Below are 23,831 nucleotides of genomic sequence, written 5' to 3' on the forward strand. Positions count from 1 at the left end.
CCCCCTTTATATTTTATAAATTACTGTCCCCTTTTCGGAAATAGAGAAATAGCGTTAACACAATGAGCAATGTGCTAAATAAGTAAATGAGATTTGTTCCAAACCCTCCTGTATTCGGAATGACCCATTCACTCTTGTTGTTCTCTACTTTCAACTTTTGCAAAGGTGATGTAAGTTCTACATGAATTGATTCCTTCAAGATCATGTAACCTGTCGGTGCTTTTATTTCTTTAATTTCATATTTACCGAATAATAGCGGTTCAGAAATTGCTTTTCCACTTTCATCGGTTACTAATTTTCCGACTACATTTCCATCTTTATCGATAATTTGAAACTCTGCATTTTTCAGTTTCAACGTATGATCCTTTGCATCTACTTTTTCAATTTCAATCTTCCCTGACGGAGGAGGTTCCACTGCTATTTCTACTGATGGTTTTTGTGGAGAAATATTATCTCCTTTTACCGTACCTACGTTCAGTATTTTTTTATCTTCATAACCATCTTTTATCTTCACTTGAAATACGATTGTATGCCATTCGGTATCTTGAATGTCGCCTAGTTTCCCTATTACTTTTCCAGCCTTATAATGACCACTGTCAGTATCTTCGGCATCCGTTACTATATTGCCATCCACCCGAATTGATCCTGGTACATATTCCACACCTTCTGGCAATTGGTCTTCTACTAAAGAATTTCTTATGATGCTATCTTTGACTGTATTACGAACCTTAATCGTATATTCAATCGTATCTTTTACTTCATACTTCTTACCTTGTTGTAAGTTCTTTACTTCTTTCACTGATTCCACTTTCGGATTCTTATAATCTACTTTTACTAGTTTTTCAGGTTCCTGCGGTGTAATGTTCTCTCCCGTTACCTTCGCTTTATTTACTATTTCTTTCCCTGCTTGATTCGTTTTCACTTTCACATGGAACACTACTGTATGCCACTCTGTATCTCGAATATCTCCAAACTTCCCGGTTATTTTTCCAGTCTTATAATGGCCACTATCCCCATCTTCAGCATCTGTGACAACCTTCCCATCTATTCGAATCGTCCCTGGCACATATTCCACACCTTCTGGTAATGGATCCTCAATAATAGCATTGTTTATCACGCTACTCGCCACGTTATTACGCATTTTCACTGTATATTCAATCGTATCTCCGACTTCATATATGCTCTTACCTTGCTGTAAGTTCTTTGCTTCTTTTACCGTTTCTAGCTTTGGATCTTTCGGTTCTATTACAATAGATTTCTCTGGTTCTTGTGGTGTAATATTCTCACCTGTTATTTTTCCTATGTTACGAATCGTTTTATCTAACTGATCCAATTTTACTTTCGCTTGGAAGGTAACTGTATGCCATCCTGTATCTGTAATATCACCTAAATTCCCAATCACTTTACCTATCGTATAGTGGCCGCTATCTTGATCTACAGCGTCCGTCACCGCTTTTCCATCTACTTTAATGGTCCCTGGTACATAATCTACCCCGTTTGGTAATGAATCTTCTATTATAATCTTTTTCGCGATGCTATTCTCAATTTTGTTACGCATTTTAACTGTGTATTCAATTGTATCTCCGACCTCATACCTACTCTTACCTTGTACATTTTTCACTTCTTTAACCGACTCTATTTCAGGGTTTCTTGCAATAACCTCGTTTACAACTTCATTGGAATTTGTATATTCCTTTGAGCCCTTCAATAAGTTGCCATAATCTATTCTTGCCTTATTTGTAACTTGCTTTCCAATATAACTTGGTAAAGCCCTTACTTTAAATTGAACTGTAATTCCATTTGGATCCTCTTCTGTATTTTGTACATCGCCTAATTTAACAGTGACTTTTTTGTCTTTATAAAAGCCTGCATCATTATCTTCTGCATCTGTTATAGCTTTTTCGGTTCCATCAGCTTTTAGTTTTATGGAGCCCGGTACATATTCTGTTCCATCTGGAATCATGTCAGTGAACATTGCTTCACCAGCAACATCTCCGCCGTGGTTTTTAACGTTCACTGTATACGTCAACTCATCTCCCGCATACACTTTTCCTTCTGGACTTACAGATTTTGTTGCCGTAACACAAGGTTCTGTTCCTAGGAAAATATCATCTAGGAAATTTCCTACTGATAGGACATTTCCGTATGTTTTTACAGCCTCAAAACCAAATCGAGTTAACGTTTGACCTGCTGGAACTGTATAAGTCCCGCTATAGCGACCCCACGCTTTATTATCATCTTCCATCGTTTGAATAGTAGGTAAGGAAGTAATATTCGCACTTGCTGATCCGATACGAACTCGCATCGTATCTTTCCCATCTCTTCCCCTATGAGCTAATCTCCAATAAATCGTTTGCCCTGGAGTCGTTTTCACATCTTGATATAACATGCCAGGTTCCCTTGCATTTAGTTCGGCAAATTGCTCTCCTTCTGCTGGAAGTGGTGAAGGCAATGGTATTCTATCTCTCGTTCTCCAAATTTCGATTACTTTATAGCGATCTGTCGTTCTCCAGCCCTCTACATTATCTTGATCAATAAAGAAGTCTTTCGTTATCCTTGGCTTTTCAAATCCACCATTTTTAAGTACAACTCTATTTTGCTGAACGCACGTGTTATCTACTAAACTTGCTGGTGCAATATCTTTTATCCAGGAAGACGTCCCAATCCGTTCCTCTCCAACCTCTACAGGAATATCCTTTGCTACATTGTGCTCATAAGGTGGACCTGGATCAAAATCTTTCACAGCTTCTGGATTTGGCTGCTCTTTTACAGAACCTATCTCTATATCTTTCGGTTGTTCTGTTATAGAATCTGTCTCCGCATGCATCGTCATGTTGTCAATAAAACTGATAGGTATATCCGCGAACACTAATAAAAGCATCAACAGTACTAAAAAGGTTTTTTGTCTTCTTAGCTTCTTTTTTCGCCTCCATATGTTCATATACGATATCCCACTCCTCCCCAGACTTCTTGACTTATTACTACGGCATTTGCATTGTACTTTCCATGTCAAACAGGAAAATTAATTTACATCATTAAGAGTGAGGATCGGTAATTTCCAAAGGAACGCTTCATCCTTATATGTATAAGAAAATTTACTGAATGATCATCCAGTAAAAAGTTCAAACAAACCAACATATAAACTATGTATGTCTCCTTTTCCTACCTTAAAAACAGTTGAATACCTTTCCCATCATGTAAAACAATGCCAATATTTAATTTGTACGTTCATTATATTTATTTCAAAAAAACTTTTCCATAATATTCTAACAATTGGCATACTCCAATTTTAGAATATTCAAAACACTTAAAGCGTACATATATAGAAAAACAAATTAATTAATCTCACCATACATCTCTTCTCTTATATAGGAACTGATGTATAAAAAAATAAAACAATGTGCTTTTTGCTACAAGAAAAGCAAAAAGAAGCCATCCAAAAAAAATCGGATAACTTCTTTTTATTTTAAGAAACTTTTTCTACATTCGTTTCCCTATGTTGTATATGGCTCGTGATCCAAGCAATTCCACCAGCAACAACGAGATAGCATAACAATATTAAAATTTGCATTTGTAATTGCGACCAATCTCCTAAAGAAATCACATCTTGTAGTCCTCTAAGAGAATGAGACATCGGGAGAAATTGTCCAATTTTGCTAAGAACAGCTATATTTAATTCTCCTGGGAAAGTACCCCCGCTCGTCGCTAACTGCAGGACAAGAAGCGTTACCGCTAAAAACTTTCCAACAAGACCAAATACTGTTACTAACATAAGAATAAACGTCATAAACGTAAAGGAAATAACGATACTTGATAAAACAAAGAGTGGCACACTTGCAACTTCTAATTTCATAACTCCTAGCACAACTACATCTACAAGCAATGCTTGAATAAGTCCAATTACATATACCAATCCTAATTTATTAATAAAATGTACTGTTCCACTTACTTTCATATTTTGTCTACGGCCAAGCGGTAAAATATTCGACGCCATAATTCCGCCAACATAAAACGCAAGCGATAAGAAATATGGTGCAATACCTGAACCGTAATTAGGTACGTCAGAAACTGTTGACTTCACTAATTGAACCGGCTCTGAGAACATCGTATTGCGTGCATCATCATTGCGAACATCTGCTATCTTCGCTGCACCCTCTCCTAATTTCGTAGAAAGTTCTTTCGCACCATCGTCAAGTTTAACAAGTCCGTTCGTTAACTGATCAACACCATGATTCAGCTCTGTTCCCCCGCTCGCAAGTTGATTGACACCTTCTTGTAATGATGTAAACCCAGTTCCCCATTTCGTAAATCCACTAGCTAAATTCGCCGCATTATCTGCTATCTTTTTCGTTCCAGCAGTAGCCTCATTTAACTTAACTCCGAATGTATTTATACCTTCTTCAATCTTATGTTGACCATCCGCAAGCTTCTTTGCACCTTGCGTCAATTGTTGCTGGCTATTATTTAAGGTGTTTGTTGCTTTAGCTAATCCATTAGACGTAGCAATAATCTTTTGAAAAGCAGGGTCTTGCTGCACTTCTGGATGACTTTTCACGTACTCTTCTAATTGTTGTTTTACACTATCTGCTGCATTGTCCGCTTTCACTTGCCCTTCAGCAAGTTTCTCACTTCCGTTCACCCATTCATTTGTACCAGCACTTAATTCACTAACCCCTGATTGTAAAGTTTTTTCACCTTGTGTCAATAACTCCATCCCGCTATGAAGTGAGGTTGCTCCTTGACTTAGCCCATTTGCTCCGTCAGTTAAGGCAGATTGGCTAGAAGCAAGTTTGTCACTTCCCTCTTTCACTTTTGATGTCCCGTCACTTAAACGATGAATACCATCTGCGAGCTGATTTGCCCCATTTCTTGCATCTGTCGTTCCTTCATGTAACTTCCCAGCACCATGACTTGCATCATTCAACCCTTGTGCTAAGTCTTGAAACTTTGAAAAGACACCTTCTGTATAAGATTTCGTAATACTATTTGAAATTTTTGTTTTCATATTTTCAACAGCTGTCGTTCCAATTTGCGCTGCTACAAAGTTTTTACCCGGATTTACTTTGTACTGCAATTGTGCTGGTTCTGGTTTTTCATTCATAAGTGTACTTACCTTTTTAGAGAAATCGGCTGGAATCGTAACAACCATATAGTACTTATCTTCTTTTAGCCCTTCCTCAGCATTTTTTTCTGATACGAAATGAAAAGCCAGTTCCTTATTCTCTTTTAAATTTTTTACAAAATCGTCTCCTGCATGAATTGTTTTCTCATCCATCGCGGCACCTTTATCTAAATTTACAATCGCAACAGGTAATTTATCTAATCGTCCGTACGGATCCCAATATCCAGCTAAAAAGAATCCTGAATAAATTAAAGGAACGATTAATAAAAAAATTAAAGCGATACGTCCATGTTTATGGTGCCACATCGCTTTCCAATCTTTAAATATAAGTTGAATTCCTTTCATGAAACATACTCCTTCTCCAAATTTAACACCATTAGAATGGTTTAACAGATTTACTATACACGTCCATTTCCATACTGTATAATACATCTTTAATTATCAATTCATTCCTTTTGGTCTATAGAAAGGAGAGTCAAAATGGAACTTCTTCAACTAAAATACTTTCAAACAGTCGCAAGATTAGAGCATATGACAAAAGCCGCTGAAGAATTGCATATCGCACAACCTTCGCTCAGCAAAACAATTGCTAGATTAGAAAAGGACTTAGGCGTTCCGTTATTTGACCGCCAAGGGCGACAGATTACATTAAACGCTTTCGGGAAAGTATTTTTAAAACGAGTAGAGCGTATTTTTCATGAATTAAGTGAAGGCGAACGAGAAATTAAAGATTTAGCTGACTTACAACAAAGCTCTATTACGCTTGCTGTTTCTATTCCAAGAATATTACCAGAACTAATCGGTTCTTTTTTACTAGAACATCCTAACGTTCGATTCCAGCAATTTCTCGCATCTACTCCTTCTATGAAACGACAACTAGATAATATAGAAATTGACTTTTGTATTTCTTCTGTGCCAATTGAAGGCGAGGAAATTATTTGGGAGCCACTTATTACAGAAGAAATTTTCTTAGTCGTCCCTTCAGGCCATCGTTTATCAGGACGTGAAAGTATCTATCTGCATGAAGTAAAAGATGAACCGTTCATTAGTATGAACACTGGTTACGGATTTCGGCACTTAACGGATGAATTTTGTAAAGAAGCTGGCTTCACTCCACATATCGCCTTTGAAGTAGATGAACCAACCGTGATTAGCGACCTGATTAAGCAAGGCCTCGGCATCGCCTTTGTCCCAAGTTTAACTTTATTAAAAAACTCTACTTTAGCATTAAATAAGTTACGTATTATTGAACCAAATTGTGAGCGAACGATTGGGTTAAGCTGGTCAAAAAAACGTTACTTATCGAAAACTGCTCAGAAATTCCGTGAATTCGTAATTGATTACTTCTCCAATATTAGGACTTAAAATGATATTAAACAATAAAAGATGCCATCCCCATAGGGTGGCACCTTTTATTTTTCACTCTTCTCTAATTCTATTTCAGCTAAAAGCGGCAAAACATTATCAAAAATATGCGTATTGTTATTTTCGCCTGTTACATATCCACCGTAATATCTACTAAATACGTTGTCATTTCGGAATGTGGCCATATGATCATATAATTCCTTTGCGAAATTTGTATCACCTGTTTGTAGTACGTACAAAATCGTTAATCCGTAAGCGGCTGGCGATTCATAATTCACAGTTTGTTTTCCCGTTTCTAAATTGTAACGACCGTATAGCTTTCCATCCTCCTGGAATTTCTTCTTTATAAATTCCAAATAAGCATCTGAGGAAAGACCACCTAAACTACGATGATATGCAACGTATGATTGGTCAATAAGATTCACTTCTTTATCGTACGTAAATGTACCATCTTCTTTATACTCTTTCGGGAATGCCCATCCATGCCTTGGGTAATCTGCTAAAAATTGAACGACTTCCTCATATTGCTGAGCAGAAACTTTACCATACTTTTTCATATAAGAGAACGCGCGCGGATTTATATATGACGTTGTTGCAAAATCATTTTGTTTCCTTGCATCTGCATCATAATAATCAACATAATAATTATCCTTCTTATTATAACGAATTACAGCATCACTCAATTGATCTGCCAAGTTTTTATAGCGCTCTTCCTTGTACATTTCATAAGCGCGATATAACTGTTCTATAATACGAAGGTCATCAATAAGTGCATTTGTAGCTGACTGCATTTCTCCCTTTTCAGAGATTTTCCATAAAACAATTTGGTCCTTATGTACAAAGTTATTTTGAATAACCTTAACTTGTTCATCGAATAACGCTTGATCATCTTTATCCAATGTATATTGTAGCCAAAGTCCTGCTGATTCTGATAAAGCTTCACGGCCTTTCGCTTCACCGGTACCTGCTTTTGTATCTTCTAAACGATATGTAGCAAGCGTCCCATTTTCATTCATCATATGTCTTAAAATAAAATGCTCCGTACGGTTTCCTTGCAAAGCTGACCAAAATACAATTCCACCTAAAGCGATTAAAAGAATAACTCCAATCACTATATATATACGTTTCCGCAAACTTTTCACCTCCCTAGTAAGGCTATCCTTAATTTTACCAGAACATACGTAAATGTAAAAAAGACAATCTATTAGATTGTCTCCCGTTCCTCTATCCCTCACAAGCCTCTTTAGAAGGTCTATATAGCGATTCTACGAGTCGATCATACTCACTACGCGTAATCTCTTTATTATATAGCTTCAGTAATAAATCTCTATGCTCTTTTGAAAATGCCATCTTTTTAATGACTTCAGGATACATAAAACATCCTCTCCATTTCACATAAACTTCTTTACCCTAAAACAGAACTTATGTTCGCATAAAAGATTATAAAATATTCCTTCCTAAAAAACAAACAAAATATTATTAAACATTAACTTCTTTTTATTCATAATATTCAATCATCATATTAACATATCCATTTTTTAAATACATATATATTTTTGGTAGTTTTTTTGAATAAATCTTCCAATTCAATCAGAAAATAATGGCAAAAAAGAAGAGGAGTTTACATATGGATACGGTAACATTAGCAAGAGCATTTTTCGGTTCTTCACTAGCATTCCACATTATCTTCGCAACACTTGGTGTCGGACTTTCATTAATGATTTTTATAAGTGAAATACTCTATCACTGGAAGAAAGATTCCGACTACGCCATTATGGCAAAAAGATGGACAAAGGCCTTTGCCATCCTTCTCGGTGTAGCAATTCCAACTGGAACAATCGTTGGTGTGCAAATCTCACTGCTTTGGCCTGGTTTTGCCAAAATTGTTGGGCAGGTTATTTCTGTTCCCTTTCAAATTGAGATTTTCGCCTTCTTTTTAGAGGCTTTGTTCATGTCCATTTATGTATATGCAGCTGACAAACTACCTCCATTCATGAGATTAATCTCGCTATTCTTCGTCATGATTGGTGCCACGGCATCCGCCGTGCTTATTACATCGGCAAATACATGGATGAATACACCCGCGGGCTTTTCAATGGGACCAGATGGATCAGTTTTTAACGTTGATCCGTGGAAAGCTTTCTTTAATCCGAGTTTTGGCACAAGCGCATTCCACGTTGTGATTACAGCCTATGCAACTGGAGCTGCCGTCATTGCCTCTATCGCTGGATTTAAATTATTAAAGAGGAATTTAAGTAAACGTGAAGTGGCGTATCATAAAAAAGGGCTACTATTAGGACTCGTCGTAACATTTATTACAGGTGCTACGATGTGGCTTTCGGGACACGAATCGGCAATTGCCTTACATAAGCATTCCCCTGAAAAACTGGCATCTGCTGAAGCTTTATTTGAAACGACATCACATGCACCGTTATCCATCGGCGGAGTTGTAGATCCTAACACACTTGAACTAAACTATGCACTAGAAATTCCGAACATGCTTAGCCTACTAGTGGGACTAGACCCTAACACCGTCGTAAAAGGTCTAAATGAATTTCCACAAGAAACATGGCCACCATTTTACACACATACATTGTTCAATTTAATGGTTGGCACTGCTGCCTTTACCTTTGCAGTTGCAGCAATTGCCCTCTTATATTGGTACTTTGTTTACCGAAAAAAAGGGGCCGAACTACCGAAGTGGCTTCTTTGGGGAGCTGCCGCATGTGGACCAGTTATGATGCTTGGCATTGAATTCGGATGGATTTTCAGCTGTAGCGGTCGTCAACCGTGGACCATTTACGGTATGCAACGTACAGTCGACGCTTCTACACGCGCTGATTTTGTCGGTCCTTTATTTATTCTATTCATCATTTTATATATTGGACTCGGTATTTTAACAGTCTTTGTGCTACGGACATTCTTTAAGAAACATCCGCTTACAAATGATTTACATCACGAAGGAGGCGATTCTCGTGCATGAGGAAAGTATTGCAATCATCATCTTATGGGCCCTTATTTTCGTATACAGTATATTAGGATCCATCGATTTTGGAGCAGGTTTTTGGGGCATGGTATACGCAAAACATCCAACGCTCGCTGCCAAGCTTGCCAACCGATACTTATCACCGACTTGGGAAGTAACAAATACGTTTCTCGTCTTTGTCGTTGTCGCATTTCTTGGCTTCTTTCCGAAAGCAGCCTTTACTCTTGCGACAGTAATGTTCGTGCCCGTTATGTTAATTTTAGTACTCGTGGCAATTCGCAGTACATTTATGGTATTTGCTTATTCTCTGCCGAAGTACCAACACCTTCTTCGTATCATTTCAGGTATTACAGGGCTCTTAATTCCAGCTCTATTAATTACCGTTTTACCAGTTACAGAAGGTGCCTATATTACAATGTCTGAAGGAAAAGAAGTACTCCTATATGGAAAACTTCTTTCTAGTCCTGTTATTTATTGTTATATGCTCTTTGGACTAACTTCGGAACTATTTCTTTCCTCTCTCTTTCTTGCTGATTTTGCGAGAGAACAAGGTTCAGAAGATGCATATAGAATTTATAGAAGAAACGCGATTATCCTTGGTCCTGCAACGCTCGTTACGGCGATTATTGCCCTCGTTGTAATGGATCCGGAAACACACTGGCTTATGCAAGGGCTAATAAAGCAATTCACATGGTTTACAGTTTCTATCGTTTTATTCATTATCGGATACTCTTCTCTTTGGTGGACAAACAAGAAGTATGACACACTAGGATACCCTCGCATTGCCGTTTTAGCAGTCGTCGCTCAATATGCATTTGCAAGTTATGCTTACGGCGTTGCGCATTTACCGTATATTATTTATCCTGATGTAACTGTATTTACAAGCTTTACAACGGTCGAAACATTCTATGCATTGCTTATTCTATATGCAATTGGGATTGCAATTTTATTACCAGGATTTATTTTCTTCTGGAATTTATTCTTGAAGGATCGAACTTTTTTGAAGGAAAAATAATATTGTAGGGCCTGTTCCAAAAGGTATTTTGGGATGGGCTCCTTTTGTCATGTTTTGTCGATAAGTCGATATAATTTAAAAATCGCTGATATATCTCCATAATCACCTATATAAATTTTATTTACTATCTTACTGCCCCATTAATTTCTAGACTCCTCTCACAATAGTTATTTCACTAAGAGAGATACTTGTCCCATAACTTGAAAAACACATATTCATTGCACTCCGGTATACGTCTAGTTCTTCTTATTTTTTGCTGAATATACTACCAATACAAACCTTAAGACAAGCTACATTACTTTAAGGAAAAGTAGAAAGGTAGGTAAAATATGAGCATTGAAATATGGATTACTATTATTGTATTCTTCTTAACAATGATTGTTATCTTTTGGCGACCTCGTGGTTTAAATGAGGCGTGGCCGGCAGCAATTGGCGCTGGCATTATCCTGATTACTGGACTTGTATCAAAACCAGACGTCATGGACATTATTAGTAAAATTGGCGGTGCCTCCATAACAATATTAGCGACCATCGTTATGGCGGTTATATTAGAAAGCTTCGGATTCTTCCACTGGTCCGCAGCGAAACTTGCAAACTTAGCAAAAGGCTCCGGGCGCCGCTTATACTGGTATATTCAATTATTATGTTTTCTTATGACTCTTTTATTTAATAACGACGGTAGTATTTTAATTACAACGCCAATCTTAATTCTTCTCCTAAAAAATCTTCAATTAAAACCGCATCAACAAATCCCTTATTTATTAAGCGGTGCTTTAATCGCTACTGCATCTAGTGCACCAATTGGTGTAAGTAATATCGTAAACTTAATCGCATTAAATATCGTGAATATGACTCTTTATATGCATACTGCTATGATGTTTGTACCTGCAACATTAGGACTATTGTTTATGTCATGGCTTATGTATACGGTTTTGAAGAAAAAACTTCCGAAAAAATTGCCTGTTTCTTCATATGATATTGAAGAAATATTCTTCACGAAAAACTTTCATCCGTTAAAAGGAAAAAATTCAGTTGATACGAAACAAAAACGGACAAAGTTCATGCTAAAAGTATTAGGCTTCGTCTTCCTTATGCGCTGTCTTCTATTCGTTGCATCCTTCTTATCCATCCCAATCGAGATTGTTGCCGTACTCGGTTCACTCGTTCTTCTCATTTGGAGATGGTACTACTTACGAACGAACCCTGTCGACATTTTGAAAAAGACACCTTGGCACATTTTGATTTTTGCTTTCTCTATGTATGTCATTATTTACGGGCTCCACAACGCAGGATTAACAGCAGCGCTTGTCCAATGGCTTGAACCAGTTGTAAGTCAACATCTGCTTTATGCTAGCTTTGCAATGGGTGGACTCGTTTCTCTCCTCTCCAATGTCTTCAATAATCACCCTGCACTTATGATTGGTACCATTACGTTAACAGAAATGGGATTAGATCCAGTCACATTAAAAACTATCTATCTCGCAAATATCATTGGTAGTGACATCGGTTCACTATTATTACCAATCGGTACGCTAGCTTCTCTCATTTGGATGTATATCCTGAAACAAAACAAAATTAAAGTAAAATGGAAAGACTATTTAAGTGTATCCCTTATCGTTATTCCACTCACAACAGTCGTTACATTATTCCTCTTATTCTATTGGGTACATCTCTTCTTCGCCTTATAAAGTGAAACTTTAATCAGTGGGGGTTTTGTTCATCCCCCACTGATTATCAGCCCTAACCAATCGGGCTTTTACGGGCAGTTGCCCCCCACCTAACTTCTTTGCTTCCGCTGAATTTTGAGGCGGGGGTCTTACTTCCCACAAATAGCGGGATAAACAACAGAAGCCCGCTTTGCTACCGTCTTAGCAAAGCGGGCTTCTTCTATATTTAAGTTAGGTACTACAGTGTGATCAATCAAGTAAAGAGGTGTAACGTGTTATTGGTATAAATGACTACCAGTGTCTTTAAATTCTTTCGCTTTCTCTTTCATTCCCTTTTCAATTGCTTCTGTCGTTTCTAAATCATTTTCTTTCGCGTATTCACGAATATCATGTGAAATTCTCATACTACAAAACTTCGGTCCACACATGGAACAGAAATGAGCTGTTTTTGCGCCTTCTGCCGGCAATGTTTCATCGTGATATTCCATCGCACGTTCAGGATCTAAAGATAAATTAAATTGATCGCGCCAACGGAATTCAAAGCGAGCTTTTGAAAGTGCATCATCGCGCTGATGAGCCGTTTTGTGCCCTTTCGCCAGATCGGCCGCATGCGCAGCGATTTTGTACGTAATAACACCTTCGCGTACATCATCTTTATTCGGTAAACCTAAATGTTCTTTCGGCGTTACATAACAAAGCATCGCCGTCCCAAACCAGCCAATCATCGCAGCTCCTATTGCGGATGTAATATGGTCATAACCTGGTGCAATATCTGTCGTTAACGGTCCAAGTGTATAGAATGGCGCGCCCTGACAAATATCAAGCTCTTTCTCCATATTTTCTTTAATTAAATGCATCGGTACATGCCCAGGCCCTTCAATCATCACTTGCACATCATGTTTCCAAGCGATCTTCGTTAATTCACCAAGTGTTTCAAGCTCAGAGAACTGTGCTTCGTCATTTGCATCTGCAATTGAACCTGGGCGTAATCCATCTCCAAGAGAGAACGAAACATCATACTGCTTCATAATTTCACAAATCTCTTCAAAATGAGTGTATAGGAAGTTTTCTTTATGATGGAATAAACACCACTGCGCCATAATCGAACCACCGCGCGAAACGATACCTGTCGTACGCTTTGCAGTAATTGGAATGTAACGAAGTAATACACCAGCGTGAATCGTAAAGTAATCTACGCCTTGCTCCGCTTGCTCAATTAACGTATCACGATACACTTCCCACGTTAAATCTTCTGCAATTCCGTTTACTTTTTCAAGAGCTTGATAGATCGGTACAGTTCCAACTGGTACAGGCGCGTTACGAATAATCCACTCACGCGTCGTATGAATGTTTTTACCTGTAGATAAATCCATAATCGTATCTGCACCCCAGCGAGTAGCCCATGTCATCTTCTCTACTTCTTCCGCGATAGAAGAAGATACAGCAGAGTTTCCGATATTTGCATTCACCTTCACGTGGAAATTACGTCCAATAATCATCGGCTCTGCTTCCGGATGGTTAATATTTGCTGGTAAAATAGCGCGACCTTCCGCAATTTCCTTACGAACAAACTCCGGCTCTACTCCTTCACGAATCGCAACATATTCCATCTCAGACGTAATGATGCCATTACGTGCATAATGCATTTGCGTAACATTTGCACCTTGCTTCGCTCTAAGCGGTTTGCGATCCATCTGCGGGAAAACAGGTGTATGTTTCGAAGCCACCTTCACACCGTCATCCTCTGGTTTTACTTCGCGCCCTTCGTATGCCTCTACATCTCCGCGCTCTAGGATCCAAGAGTGGCGCGGCGTTGGAATCCCCTTTTCCAGCTCCACTTTATACGCGGGATCCGTATAAGGACCGCTCGTATCATACACACGAATTGGCGGATTCGGGACGCCATTTGTATCGCTTTGTTCAATCTCACGCATCGGCACCTTCATACCTTCTCGTGGTCCATCCACATACACTTTCTTACTTCCTGGTAAACTCGATTTCAATTCAATTTGCTCAGCTGAAACAGACTGTTTCATAACCTTTGTTGCCCCCCTGTACGTGACAAGGACGAGATATGGCCAGCGTATGCCAAAATAAAAAGAGCCAGGTCCATAAAAAAATAAGGACCTGGCTCATAAAAGACATCATTATGTAAAGCCGTTAACTTCCCTACGCTGGTACGAGCCAGATCAGGTCCAAAGGGTTAAGAAGTTCACGCGCTTCTCTCTCAGCCTACGCATACGTTAGGCACCCCTAGTTTATCACTGATTTAATTTTCAATACTTTCTCATCATACACGATAATCTGAAAAATGCAAAGTTTATTTCTTTTGTTGTTTATGGAATCATCCACGTTAAATAATATGCCTGTACATACGTCATAATACCAACAATAATTACGAAGAATAAACTATGCTTCACTGTAAAGCGGAATAAATCTGATTCTTTCCCCGCAAGTCCAACTGCTGCACAAGCAATTGCAATCGATTGTGGAGAAATCATTTTTCCAGTTACACCGCCCGTTGTATTTGCTGCAACGAGGAGTACTTCAGATACACCGACTTGCTGCGCTGTAATTGCTTGTAAATTTGAGAATAATGCATTCGCTGACGTATCAGACCCTGTTAAGAATACACCAATCCATCCTAAGAATGGTGAGAAGAACGGGAATAGTCCGCCAGTTCCTGCTAGTGCTAACGCTAGTGTAGAAGATAGACCAGAATAGTTTGCGATAAATGCAAATCCTAATACGAATCCAATAGATAGAATTGGCATTTTAAGTTCACTTAAAGTTTCTTTAAATGTTACCACTGCATCTTTTACACTCATTTTCAAAATAAACATGGAAATGAGACAAGCAATTAAAATTGCTGTTCCCGTTGCTGATAATACATCAAACTTCAAAATTGCCTCGTAAGGCGTCGCTTTATTTACAATAGGCTCTGCTTTCATTACTAAATTGTGCAAGCCTGGAATTTCAAACTTAAATACAAGGCTTTCTAACGCGCCTCCTGGAACAAATAATGCTTTAAAGAAACTTTGGCTCCAAACCACTACCATAACCGTTAATACGATAAATGGAGACCATGCCTTTACTACTTTTCCTAACGTTAATTTCGGCATCGATGCCGCTGTTGTTGCAGCTGCTTCTCTATTTGCTTGCCCAGATTGATAAATTTCTTTCGGTTGCCATACTTTTAAGAACAGCGCTAAACTAACTAAACTTACAAGTGCCGACGTAATATCCGGAAGTTCTGGTCCTAAAAATGTCGCTGTTATGAACTGCGTAATGGCAAACGAACTACCCGCTACAAGTAAAGCAGGCCACGTTTGTCTTACCCCTTTCAACCCGTCCATTAAAAATACGATAAAGAATGGAACAAATAATGATAAGAATGGTAATTGATGTCCAGCCATTTGTCCAATTTTATGTGGATCAATACCTGTTACTTGTCCAGCAACTGTAATCGGAATTCCCATCGCTCCGAACGCTACTGGTGCAGTATTTGCGATTAAACAAAGACCAGCTGCATATAAAGGATTTAACCCAAGACCTGCAAGGAGCGCCGCCGTGATCGCTACCGGTGCCCCAAATCCTGCTGCTCCTTCTAAAAATGCTCCGAATGAAAATCCGATTAAAATAACGAGTAAACGGTGATCATTTGTAATAGATAATACAGATGCACGAATCACATCGAATTGACCTGTTTTCACAGAAATTTTATATAAAAATACCGACATAACGATGATCCAAGCGATTGGCCATAATCCGTATAAGAAACCGTATCCTGTTGCTGCCATCGCCATCGTGAACGGCATCTTATAAGCGAACAGCGCTACTAAAATTGTAAGTACAACCGTAATAAACCCTGCCACATACCCCTTCATACGGAAAACTGCTAAAGCTAAGAAAAAAAAGATAATCGGAATAAGTGCGACCGCCGCCGAAATCCAAATGTTTCCGAACGGATCATAAACTTGTGTCCATGTATTCATTGTTCTCTCCCCCTAAAGAATCCCCTTTTAAGTAGAATAACCTCATCAATAGACTATCAGGTCATCATACCTTTAAACCTAAAAATAAAAAAACGTTTAAGAAAACGTTTTCAACAACTTTCTTTTATACTGTACCATAACAATTTCCATTTAAAAAGATTTTTTTGAAAATTTTATTATTTAACGAAAAAATCTTACAAAATCGTCATGTTCTTGTCATGTTCATCGATAGAAGGCTCGCTACCTTTCCTGCATAATAAAGGTATAACAACGGATATTATTTATGAGGTGATATATATGAACGGAAACAAAATATTAGCAGCTTTATCATACTTTAGTGTATTATTTGCCCCTATCTTATTCCCGATTATTGTGTGGATTGTGGGAGATGTGGAAACGAAACCACATGCAAAACGTGCTCTATGGACACACATTATCCCAAGTATCGCTACATTCATTGGCATGATTATTTTAGGAGTTATGGGTCTTGGATCTGATCAACCGGATGTAACACTGGGCATCGGTACAATGATTGTCTTATGTATTTGCGGAATCATTAGCTTATACTACTTCATTTGGAACATCGTGAAAGGTATTAAAGTACTGAAAGCTTAATTTCCTTTTTAAACAAACGTTTGATTAAAAAGAAAAACCGTCCCAAAATACCTTTTTGGGACGGTTTTTTATCTTCTGCGTTTCTTCTTTTTTCTCATCATTTTCTTACGGCGCGTATTCACTTTATCCGCTATAATGTGAAGCGTGCTTGCCACAACAATTCCCATTACGAACGTTACAATTTCAACCTCATGTTCCTTCGCCATTTCTATTAAATTTCCGTCAAGCGCGATTACATTTAATAGGAACAAAAACGGAGAAAACACAATTAACATGTATGCAATACGAATCGCATCACCAAGTATAATTGTGTGTGTAAAGAAGGAGCGATGCGGCATCACCTTCTTATACGGATACCAAAATATACGCAGGAATCCCCATTTATTATACGCATTACTATACGTATCTAAATCCGGTGTTAAAAATGTAGTACCTACTAAAAAGCCAATTGCAAAAGTTAATAAAAAATCAAAATTTGTTAGTCCATACGAAAAGAGCAGAAACAAAACAACCGGAAGGGATATTAAGTTTATTTTCGTATGCGTTCTTCCTGATGGCATAATGCACTTCCTCGCTTACGTTCGCCCTGTCACCATGTGACAGTTCTCACCTATTGATCTAATTTCTGATCGATAAAGGATGTGTCTATATCCGAACCAAACCATTCTGCCAACTTCACTCGCGCCTTATCTTTTACATCATCATCGACGTATAGCGACGCTTGTAATAACGCAGCCATTAACGCCCCTAAATCATCCGTATAACCAATTCCAGCAACGAAATCTGGAATCGCATCAATCGGTGCAATAAAATAAGCAAGTGCTCCAATTACAATAATTTTCACTCGTTTTGGAACATCTGGTTTCTGCAAAACGTAAAACAACAATAAACTTGCATAAATAACTGACTGCCCTGCTTGCTTTGCGACATGTTTTACTTTCTTCCAAAATGCTTCAACTGAAAATTTTTGCTCCATGTAAAGGCCTCCCTATTTTTTAAAAGAAATAAGCTACAATATGTTTTCAGTAAAAGTTCATCAAAATTACACATAATCTATCAATGAACTTTCATTGTAACAAACAAACTCAAAAAGAACAAGTGTTCGTTAATTTTTACATATTCCCCTTCATATAATAGGTTTCTAGATAACCACTTACCCATTGTCATTTCTTATTTCTCAACAAGAGATTTTTCACTTTCACTTAACATTCTGCTCTACCTTTGTTATATTTTCTAGTTGACGGACATATAAACGAATGTTAAAGTTTTCTCTGGTAGTGACAAATCTCATACAAAAAATGTAAAATGTTATAGTGTTTCTCAGAAATGAATTTTGTTGTATAATACAGAAATGACGTTATGCTTATGAGTAACACAAGAAACTAAAAGGGTATGCATAGTTATAGTCGTATATGGGTGAATATAGAACCTCTAATTATGGCCAAGAAAACTATGTATTTTTTATTTTAGCATTTTTCGCTCCAAAATCGACCAAGCCTGATAGAGAAAGGGTGGAAATGAATGAAAGAAACCTTGAAATCACAATTTCAAAATGTGCGTTTCACTGCATTCGTAGCTTTAGCCTTATGGTTGAAGACATATCTTATTACACGCACAAGCTTTGATTTAAAACTTGAATCTTTCATGCAAGAATTCATTTTATTCCTGAGCCCATTAGCAGCATCATTACTGCTTGTTGGTCTTGCATTATTTGCAAAAGGGAAAAAACGTAACTATATAGCACTTGGAATTAATTTTGTCTTAACAATCGTTCTTGTTGGTAACGTAATGTTCTACGGATTCTACAATGACTTCGTTACTTTACCAGTACTAGGACAAACATCTAACTTCGGAAGTTTAGGTTCTAGTGTAAAAGAATTGTTTAACTACAAAATTATCCTCGCATTTGCTGATATTATCGTATTCTTCATTTTATTGAAGAAGATGAAGAATTTTGCACCGACAGAACGTGTAGCACGCCCAATGCGTTCCCTATACTTCGTGTCAACAATTGCTATTTTCTTCGCAAACTTAGGATTGGCAGAAGCTGAGCGTCCAGAACTATTAACACGTTCATTCGACCGCGTTATGCTTGTTAAAAACTTAGGTTTATATGTACACCAAGTGTATGATCTTGGCTTACAAGCAAAATCAAGTTCACAAAAGGCATTTGCTGACGGTAGTAAGTTACAGGAAACAGAGAACTACGTAAAAACAACGCAAAGCAAACCAGATCCAAATATGTTTGGTACTGCAAAAGGGAAGAACGTAATCGTTGTCTCTCTTGAGTCATTACAAACATTCTTAATTGGTGCAACAGTTAACGGACAAGAAGTTACACCATTCTTAAACCAATTTACGAAAGAAAGTTATTACTTTGATAACTTCTTCCATCAAACTGGGCAAGGAAAAACATCTGATGCTGAATTCTTAGTAGATACTTCAATGTATCCACTAGACCGTGGTGCTGTATTCTTCACACACGGTAACAACGAATACACAGCAACTCCAGAAATTTTACGTCAGCAAGGATACTACACTGCAGTATTCCACGCAAACAACGCAACATTCTGGAACCGTAACATTATGTATCCGGCACTTGGTTATGATCGTTACTACAACGAGCTTGACTATAAGATTACGCCAGAAACGAAATTAAACTGGGGATTAAAAGATATCGAGTACTTTGATCAATCTATCGATATGTTAAAACAAGTGAAGCAACCGTTCTATACTCGCTTCCTTACTTTAACAAACCATTACCCATTCACTTATGATGACAATACAAAATTAATTGATGAATACAATTCTGGTGATGGCGTATTTGACCGTTACATGGTAACAGCTCGCTACTTAGATGAAGCAATGAAACACTTTATTGAACGTCTAAAAGCAGAAGGTATTTACGACAACTCAGTTATCGTATTCTACGGTGACCACTACGGTATTTCTGAAAACCATAACCGTGCAATGGCACAGTTCTTAGGAAAAGAAGAAATTACTGCGTTTGACCATATGAACTTACAAAAAACACCGATGTTTATTCACGTTCCAGGTCAAAAAGAAGGTAAAACAATTTCAAAACCAACTGGTGAAATTGACATTAAACCAACTATTCTAAACTTACTTGGTGTAGATTCTACGAATGACGTTCGATTCGGTCATGACGTATTCTCACCTGACAATAAAGGATTCGTTGTTCTTCGTGATGGTAGCTTCGTTACAGATAAGTACATGTACACGAACAGTACATTCTACGACCGTGCTACTGGCGAAGTTGTACAACTACCAAAAGAAGAATCTCAACCACTTATTGATCGTGCCCAAAATGAATTGAGCATGTCTGACAAAATCATTGAGGGTGACTTACTTCGCTTCTCTGAAAGCAACAAGATCAAAACTGGTGAAGTAAAGACAGCTATTAAAGAAGAAAAGAAGAGCGCTGAGTAATCTCAGCCTCTTTTTTTATATTCCTCCATACAATTACTTATATTCATTAACTTTAACATTACATAACCTTTACCAAATATTCATATAAAATTAATGAAGTATCTCTATAATAAAATATGTAAACGAGGTTCTATATATTTCTTATCTCTCATCTGTAATAAGATCCCTTAAAGAAATATGTGAATCGTTTATTTCTACTTTCTTATAATTGTCTTTCAATATGTTTTGTTTCCATACACAAAACATTCAATAAGACGATGTCCCTATGAAAGATAGCTACCCTCCTTGTGCAGCATTCCATAAGAATGTTGCTTTTTTTATTTAAAAGCAGGATTCTTATTTCTTATTTTCGAATTTGTATATACGAAATGCTGTAAATCACTACTACTTCTCTACCATTTACCAAAACATATACGTCATATGTAGAGAATTGCTTACATAAAAATTAGTATTGTGACTTCTTTACTTACGAAAGGATGGGATCGAAATTGGCATATGAAAGATTTGTACTTTGGAATGATGCAGTTATTGATACAACGAAACAAAAAACGTACATAGACCTTGAGGAAAGAGGCTTGCAGTTTGGGGATGGTGTCTACGAGGTTATTCGTCTATATAAAGGGAACTTTCACTTATTAGATCCGCATATCACAAGATTATATCGCTCCATGGAAGAAATAGAATTAACACTCCCTTTCTCAAAAGCGGAACTGATTACCCTACTTTATAAACTAATCGAAAATAATAATTTCCACGAAGATGGAACGATTTATTTGCAAGTATCTCGTGGTGTACAAGCTCGTACCCATACGTTCTCATATGACGTCCCTCCAACAATCTATGCCTATATTACAAAGAAAGAAAGACCAGCGTTATGGATTGAATATGGTGTACGTGCCATATCAGAACCGGATACGCGCTGGCTACGCTGTGATATTAAATCATTAAACTTATTACCGAATATATTAGCTACTACGAAAGCGGAACGAAAAGGTTGTAAAGAGGCCCTTTTCGTACGAAATGGTACTGTAACTGAGGGCAGCCACTCTAACTTCTTTCTCATTAAAAACGGAACTCTTTACACACATCCAGCTAATCACCTTATTTTAAATGGCATTATTCGTCAATATGTTCTTTCTTTAGCGAAAACCCTTCGTATTCCAATACAAGAAGAGCTTTTCAGCGTTCGTGATGTTTATCAAGCGGATGAATGCTTTTTTACAGGAACGACGATTGAAATTTTGCCGATGACTCATCTTGATGGAACCGTAATCCGAGATGGTCAAGTTGGCCCTATCACGAAAATGCTGCAACGATCATTTTCTCAGAGTTTGTTACAATCCAATATGTCATCTTCTTAAACACGAATAATTTCTATCCTTTCTACATTCAATATATGTATTTAAATGGAAATCAAGGTATAGATTTATGCCTTGATTTTTTCTTGTAATCTTTTTGTCATATTCAGATTCCCGCATAAGTCTTGACAGTAATCGACATGCTCTTTAGAATTTTTAACAGTTGGTAAATATTTCTTCACTACATTACAGACAGAAAGGAATCGACAAATTATGAAAAAATACCTTGCCGGTCTTGCGGCAGTGTCTGTAGCAGGAGGAGCAGCACCTACACTTGATAGTGTTCAAGCTGCCCCTGAACAAAATACACAAAAAGCTGCTACAACTGTCCAAGCTTCTGCATCAAACAGCTCATCTTATAAGGTTAACGCTGACGTATTACATGTTCGTGCAGGATCAAGTACTTCTCACGACATCATCTCGCGCGTTTATAACGGTCAATCACTAAACGTGATTGGCGAAGAAAATGGTTGGTACAAAATTAACATGAATGGAAAAACAGGCTTTGTTAGTGGTGAATTTGTATCAAAAAATGGTGCGAGCAATTCCAATGTAAGTACAACAGGTGGAAAGAATAAAGTTACTGCTGATGTATTACGTGTACGTACCGCTCCTAACACTTCTAGTTCTGTTTCAGGACGTGTATATGAAGGACAAACATTAAACGTAATTGGTCAAGAAAATGGTTGGGTAAAAATCAACCATAATGGACAAGTAGGTTATGTAAGTGGTGAATTTGTATCTGGCGTTTCTGCTAATACAGGTTCTTCAAACAACAATACGAATAATAACAACCAAGAATCTGTAAAACCAGCAAGCGGAAACTATACAGTAAATGTATCTTCCCTTCGTGTTCGTACAGGTCCTAGCACTTCTCACACAACTGTAGGTTCTGTTACAAAAGGACAAGTCGTACAAGTTGTTGGCGAAGTTCAAGATTGGTTCAAAATCAATTATGCAGGCCAAACAGCTTACGTAAGCAAAGACTACGTAACAAAAGGCGGTTCTAGCGATAACGCTACACAAGGAAACAACCAAAATAATAACCAAAACAATAATGTAACTGTTCAAACTGGTGGTACTTATGTTGTTAACGCAACATCTCTACGCGTTCGCACAGGCCCTGCTACTTACCATAGCGTAATTGGTGGCGTATTAAATGGTACGACATTAAACGTAATTGGCTCTGAAGGTAGCTGGTTTAAAGTTAACTATCAAGGAAAAACAGGCTACGTTAGTAGCGAATTCATGAAATTCGTTAAAGGTGGCACTACTACTCCTGAGCAACCAAAACAACCTGAACAACCTAATCAAGGTGCAATTGGTGACTACTACATTAATGCTTCTGCCTTAAATGTACGTAGTGGTGAAGGTACAAATTATAGAATCATAGGCGCACTTCCACAAGGACAGAAGGTTCAAGTAATCTCTGAAAACTCTGGATGGAGCAAAATTAACTACAACGGTCAAACTGGTTATATCGGCACACGTTACCTTTCTAAAACACCAGTTGGCGGCGCAGTAGATAATAAGCCTAACAACAATCAAAATAACAATCAAAACAATAACAACAATAACAACAATACAGGTAATAATAGCGGCAACAGTTCTTCTATACTTGCATATGCAAAAGGAATGCAAGGCGTACCATACGTTTGGGGCGGAACTTCTGCTAACGGTGTGGACTGCAGTGGCTACATCTACCACGTATTTAAGAAATTTGGTCATAACATTAGCCGTCAAAGTGTTGCGGGATATTGGGGTAGCCTACCACAAACTTCAAATCCACAACCAGGTGACTTAATTTATTTCCAAAACACTTATAAATCAGGTCCTTCTCATATGGGTATTTACCTTGGGGGCGGATCATTTATCCAAGCTGGAGATAAAGGTGTAGCAATCGCTTCATTAAGCAATTCTTATTGGAGTAAGCACTTCTTAGGTTATACGAAAGCACCTTAAGTTATATTTTTAGAGCCTTCTAGATTACTAGAAGGCTCTTTTTAATGTGTATAACCTATTTCTTCAAAAAAATAATGTATCTATTTTCCTATTTCATACACTATATTCTACAATAATGATCCATAACGTTATCATAATGTATATTTTTACATAAAAAACATAACCTATTTCATGTCTAATCATTTTATATGTGTTTTTTTGAAGAATTTTCTTTTTATTTAAACTTTTTGTTAGACGTTTGACCTCTGATGTCCATTATGATAAGTTACTTAAGATGTTATATTTGCAGAAGTATA

16 protein-coding genes and 1 riboswitch are annotated in these 23,831 nt (G+C 37.6%); of the genes, 8 read left to right on the forward strand and 8 right to left on the reverse strand.

What is annotated here, in order from left to right; genetic code table 11:
• Positions 1-13: 13 nt before the first annotated feature.
• On the reverse strand, positions 14-2,941 hold the full coding sequence (locus NLJ82_RS25695; RefSeq protein ID WP_001028700.1) for an isopeptide-forming domain-containing fimbrial protein: 2,928 nt from the start codon (positions 2,939-2,941) through the stop codon (positions 14-16).
• 525 nt (positions 2,942-3,466) lie between these two features.
• Positions 3,467-5,467, reverse strand: coding sequence for a YhgE/Pip domain-containing protein (locus tag NLJ82_RS25700; RefSeq protein WP_000676338.1), 2,001 nt, complete (start codon positions 5,465-5,467; stop codon positions 3,467-3,469).
• A gap of 135 nt (positions 5,468-5,602) precedes the next feature.
• Between NLJ82_RS25700 and NLJ82_RS25705 the strand changes: the two genes are divergently transcribed.
• Positions 5,603-6,487 (forward strand): LysR family transcriptional regulator, encoded by an 885-nt coding sequence (locus tag NLJ82_RS25705; RefSeq protein WP_000421897.1) that lies wholly within the window; start codon positions 5,603-5,605, stop codon positions 6,485-6,487.
• A 47-nt stretch (positions 6,488-6,534) separates the two neighbouring features.
• On the opposite strand, the gene NLJ82_RS25710 is transcribed toward NLJ82_RS25705, so the two are convergent.
• Together NLJ82_RS25710 and NLJ82_RS25715 are read right to left on the reverse strand one after the other, a co-directional pair.
• Positions 6,535-7,620, reverse strand: a complete 1,086-nt coding sequence (locus NLJ82_RS25710) for a hypothetical protein (RefSeq protein ID WP_001231568.1) — start codon at positions 7,618-7,620, stop codon at positions 6,535-6,537.
• 91 nt (positions 7,621-7,711) lie between these two features.
• Positions 7,712-7,861 (reverse strand): hypothetical protein, encoded by a 150-nt coding sequence (locus NLJ82_RS25715; RefSeq protein WP_000283184.1) that lies wholly within the window; start codon positions 7,859-7,861, stop codon positions 7,712-7,714.
• 253 nt (positions 7,862-8,114) lie between these two features.
• Between NLJ82_RS25715 and cydA the strand changes: the two genes are divergently transcribed.
• The 3 genes from cydA (at position 8,115) to NLJ82_RS25730 (ending at position 12,176) form a co-directional block, all read left to right on the forward strand.
• Positions 8,115-9,470 (forward strand): cytochrome ubiquinol oxidase subunit I, encoded by a 1,356-nt coding sequence (cydA, locus tag NLJ82_RS25720; RefSeq protein WP_000381967.1) that lies wholly within the window; start codon positions 8,115-8,117, stop codon positions 9,468-9,470.
• A complete protein-coding gene (locus tag NLJ82_RS25725) occupies positions 9,463-10,488 on the forward strand; it encodes a cytochrome d ubiquinol oxidase subunit II (RefSeq protein WP_000544181.1) in 1,026 nt (341 codons plus the stop codon). Before cydA ends, NLJ82_RS25725 begins: the two co-directional genes overlap by 8 nt.
• Positions 10,489-10,817: 329 nt before the next feature.
• On the forward strand, positions 10,818-12,176 hold the full coding sequence (locus NLJ82_RS25730; protein ID WP_000021132.1) for an arsenic transporter: 1,359 nt from the start codon (positions 10,818-10,820) through the stop codon (positions 12,174-12,176).
• A gap of 254 nt (positions 12,177-12,430) precedes the next feature.
• On the opposite strand, the gene thiC is transcribed toward NLJ82_RS25730, so the two are convergent.
• On the reverse strand, positions 12,431-14,191 hold the full coding sequence (gene thiC, locus NLJ82_RS25735) for a phosphomethylpyrimidine synthase ThiC (protein ID WP_000814468.1): 1,761 nt from the start codon (positions 14,189-14,191) through the stop codon (positions 12,431-12,433).
• A 113-nt stretch (positions 14,192-14,304) separates the two neighbouring features.
• Positions 14,305-14,420, reverse strand: a riboswitch (TPP riboswitch).
• Between the two features lie 71 nt (positions 14,421-14,491).
• Positions 14,492-16,150, reverse strand: a complete 1,659-nt coding sequence (gene lldP, locus NLJ82_RS25740; protein WP_001099329.1) for an L-lactate permease — start codon at positions 16,148-16,150, stop codon at positions 14,492-14,494.
• Positions 16,151-16,447: 297 nt separating this feature from the next.
• On the opposite strand from lldP, the gene NLJ82_RS25745 reads away from it, so the two are divergent.
• Positions 16,448-16,765, forward strand: a complete 318-nt coding sequence (locus NLJ82_RS25745; protein WP_001014115.1) for a magnetosome magnetite crystal formation protein family — start codon at positions 16,448-16,450, stop codon at positions 16,763-16,765.
• Between the two features lie 68 nt (positions 16,766-16,833).
• On the opposite strand, the gene NLJ82_RS25750 is transcribed toward NLJ82_RS25745, so the two are convergent.
• Positions 16,834-17,325 carry a metal-binding protein gene (locus tag NLJ82_RS25750; RefSeq protein WP_001139067.1) on the reverse strand — a complete coding sequence of 164 codons (492 nt, stop codon included), beginning with the start codon at positions 17,323-17,325 and terminating at the stop codon, positions 16,834-16,836.
• Between the two features lie 50 nt (positions 17,326-17,375).
• Positions 17,376-17,741, reverse strand: coding sequence for a YkvA family protein (locus NLJ82_RS25755; protein ID WP_000435502.1), 366 nt, complete (start codon positions 17,739-17,741; stop codon positions 17,376-17,378).
• Positions 17,742-18,286: 545 nt separating this feature from the next.
• Here NLJ82_RS25755 and NLJ82_RS25760 point away from each other — a divergent pair.
• From NLJ82_RS25760 to NLJ82_RS25770, 3 genes are all read left to right on the forward strand, one after another.
• Positions 18,287-20,215 carry an LTA synthase family protein gene (locus NLJ82_RS25760; RefSeq protein WP_000665331.1) on the forward strand — a complete coding sequence of 643 codons (1,929 nt, stop codon included), beginning with the start codon at positions 18,287-18,289 and terminating at the stop codon, positions 20,213-20,215.
• Between the two features lie 476 nt (positions 20,216-20,691).
• Entirely contained in the window at positions 20,692-21,576 is an 885-nt protein-coding gene (locus NLJ82_RS25765) for a D-amino-acid transaminase (protein ID WP_002028859.1), read from the forward strand.
• A 210-nt stretch (positions 21,577-21,786) separates the two neighbouring features.
• Positions 21,787-23,535, forward strand: coding sequence for a C40 family peptidase (locus tag NLJ82_RS25770; RefSeq protein ID WP_000760284.1), 1,749 nt, complete (start codon positions 21,787-21,789; stop codon positions 23,533-23,535).
• Positions 23,536-23,831 lie beyond the last annotated feature (296 nt).

Source organism: Bacillus paranthracis, from assembly GCF_024296885.1.
Classification (GTDB): domain Bacteria; phylum Bacillota; class Bacilli; order Bacillales; family Bacillaceae_G; genus Bacillus_A; species Bacillus_A paranthracis.

Excerpts from the sequence above, each read along its gene's own strand:
- NLJ82_RS25755 (WP_000435502.1), bottom strand. The coding sequence starts at position 17,741 with ATGGAGCAAAAATTTTCAGTTGAAGCATTTTGGAAGAAAGTAAAACAT.
- NLJ82_RS25765 (WP_002028859.1), top strand. The coding sequence starts at position 20,692 with ATGGGATCGAAATTGGCATATGAAAGATTTGTACTTTGGAATGATGCA.
- lldP (WP_001099329.1), bottom strand. The coding sequence starts at position 16,150 with ATGAATACATGGACACAAGTTTATGATCCGTTCGGAAACATTTGGATT.
- NLJ82_RS25750 (WP_001139067.1), bottom strand. The coding sequence starts at position 17,325 with ATGCCATCAGGAAGAACGCATACGAAAATAAACTTAATATCCCTTCCG.
- NLJ82_RS25705 (WP_000421897.1), top strand. The coding sequence starts at position 5,603 with ATGGAACTTCTTCAACTAAAATACTTTCAAACAGTCGCAAGATTAGAG.
- NLJ82_RS25700 (WP_000676338.1), bottom strand. The coding sequence starts at position 5,467 with ATGAAAGGAATTCAACTTATATTTAAAGATTGGAAAGCGATGTGGCAC.
- NLJ82_RS25730 (WP_000021132.1), top strand. The coding sequence starts at position 10,818 with ATGAGCATTGAAATATGGATTACTATTATTGTATTCTTCTTAACAATG.
- thiC (WP_000814468.1), bottom strand. The coding sequence starts at position 14,191 with ATGAAACAGTCTGTTTCAGCTGAGCAAATTGAATTGAAATCGAGTTTA.
- NLJ82_RS25760 (WP_000665331.1), top strand. The coding sequence starts at position 18,287 with ATGAAAGAAACCTTGAAATCACAATTTCAAAATGTGCGTTTCACTGCA.
- cydA (WP_000381967.1), top strand. The coding sequence starts at position 8,115 with ATGGATACGGTAACATTAGCAAGAGCATTTTTCGGTTCTTCACTAGCA.
- NLJ82_RS25745 (WP_001014115.1), top strand. The coding sequence starts at position 16,448 with ATGAACGGAAACAAAATATTAGCAGCTTTATCATACTTTAGTGTATTA.
- NLJ82_RS25770 (WP_000760284.1), top strand. The coding sequence starts at position 21,787 with ATGAAAAAATACCTTGCCGGTCTTGCGGCAGTGTCTGTAGCAGGAGGA.
- NLJ82_RS25715 (WP_000283184.1), bottom strand. The coding sequence starts at position 7,861 with ATGTATCCTGAAGTCATTAAAAAGATGGCATTTTCAAAAGAGCATAGA.
- NLJ82_RS25695 (WP_001028700.1), bottom strand. The coding sequence starts at position 2,941 with ATGAACATATGGAGGCGAAAAAAGAAGCTAAGAAGACAAAAAACCTTT.